At 44.3% G+C, this 291-nt stretch carries 1 protein-coding gene; it reads left to right on the forward strand.

Annotation, left to right across the window (positions count from 1 at the left end; all coding sequences use genetic code 11):
- The coding region (locus PZE06_RS28670) for a type I-E CRISPR-associated protein Cas5/CasD (protein WP_275792494.1) at positions 1–291 on the forward strand (291 nt) is incomplete at both ends.

The following is a 291-nucleotide window of genomic DNA, read 5'->3' on the forward strand; positions in this document are numbered from 1 at the left end:
GTCCGATCAGATATCATGATAACGAAAATGACCTCGCTTACTACACTTATTTGCGCAATCCATGCTATCAGGTACGGGCTCATTTTGAATTTAATCAACTTCAACCAGATTTGAAAGCAGATTGGGTCGAGGAGAAGCATCATAATATTGCCAAACGCGCTGTCTTAAAGGGAGGGAGAAAAGATATCTTCCTCGGAACTAGGGAATGCCAGGGCTACGTCGAGTACGCTGCATTTGGTTCCGGTACAAGCTGTTATGACGACTATGGAGAGATTGCCTTTGGACCAATGT

Origin of the sequence: Robertmurraya sp. DFI.2.37 (assembly GCF_029211245.1) — a bacterium.
Lineage (GTDB): Bacteria > Bacillota > Bacilli > Bacillales > Cytobacillaceae > Robertmurraya > Robertmurraya methanolica_A.